We start from the raw sequence: 1283 nt of genomic DNA, 5'->3' as shown, positions 1-1283 counted from the left end.
CGCGGATCCTCAGCTCGACGGGGTTCATCCCGTTGGCGTAGATGTCGGTGTCGCCCAGGTATACGCTCCCGGTGATCCTGGCGCCGGGCGAGTAGTCGTGCATCCGGTTCAGCGCCCGCAGGAACGTGGTCTTGCCGCACCCGCTCTCGCCGAGCAAGGAGAACAGTTCGCCCTCCTGGATCTCGAACGAGACGTCGTTGACGGCGGTGACACCCTCGGCTCCCTGGCCGAACCGCTTCGTGAGGTTGCGCGCTTCCAAACCTATTGCCATGGACGACTCCAGTCGAGAGATACGCGCCTAGCCTGCTCGTCGGTGCCGGCGCGTTCACCGCCGGCACCGACGATCTGCGTGATCTACAGGCCTGCCATCAGGTCGTCGAAGCGCTCAAGGATCTCGGCGTACTCCTCGGCGCTGATGCTGATCATGTCGTCGACCGAGAGGACGAAGTTGATCTCGGAGGTGGGCGTCATTGTGGGGTGCAAATCGACGTCGGGCCGCGCGGAGCGACGGAAGTAGGGCGGCCCCGCCACCATCTCGTGCGCCTCGCGCGAGTTGAGGAACTCGAAGAGCAGCGCCGCATTGTCGGCGTTCGGCGCGTTCTCGATCATCGCGAGGCCCGTCACCATGTTGTTCGTCCCGTCCTCCGGGATGAAGACGATGACCGGGTACTCCTCGTACAGGAGGTTGATCGCCGTGCTCTCGGTGACCATGCCGATGCCGTACTCACCGTCCGCGACGCCCTGCCACGCGAGGCGCGAGGAGGGGGTGATCACCGCGTTCTGCAAGACGCCCTCGACGAGGTCCCAGCCACCGATGGTGAGCATCACGTACAGCTGCGCGAACGCCGAGGAGGAGAGCGCGGGGTTCGCCATGATGATCTCGCCCTCGTACCGGGGATCGGCGAGGTCCGCCCAGGTCATCGGGGCTTCGTCCTCGGGGATCAGGTTCGTGTTGACCATGAAGACCTGCGGGCCGCCGTAGTGCCCGTACCACGTCTGGTTCTCGGCGTCCTTGACGTCGTCGGCGAAGACGTCGTCGTGCTCGGAGACGTAGGACGCGAACAGGTCGGGGTTCTGGCGGATGTACGAGACGGGGATGTCGGAGGCGACGTCCGCCTGCGGGTTCGCAGCCTCAGCGCGCAGGCGCGTCGTGAGCTCGCCGACGCCCATGAACAAGGTTTCGACGCGGATGTCCGGATAGATCTCGTTGAAGGCGCCCACCTGTTCCTCGATCTCGTTGATCGGGGCGGGCGTGATCCACACGACCTGCCCTGATTGCGCGA

Annotated in this window: 2 protein-coding genes; both read right to left on the bottom strand. The window is 65.2% G+C overall.

What is annotated here, in order from left to right:
* Nucleotides 1-271: ATP-binding cassette domain-containing protein (locus ACNA7R_RS20405; RefSeq protein WP_416285366.1), on the bottom strand; the 271-nt coding region annotated here is incomplete at its 3' end.
* An 83-nt stretch (nt 272-354) separates the two neighbouring features.
* Nucleotides 355-1283, bottom strand: a 929-nt coding sequence (locus ACNA7R_RS20400) for an extracellular solute-binding protein (protein WP_416285365.1), incomplete at its 5' end; no start/stop codon positions are given.

It is taken from the genome of Natronococcus sp., from assembly GCF_047921035.1.
In the GTDB taxonomy this organism is placed as follows: domain Archaea; phylum Halobacteriota; class Halobacteria; order Halobacteriales; family Natrialbaceae; genus Natronococcus.
This window is presented reverse-complemented; position numbering and strand designations above follow the sequence as displayed.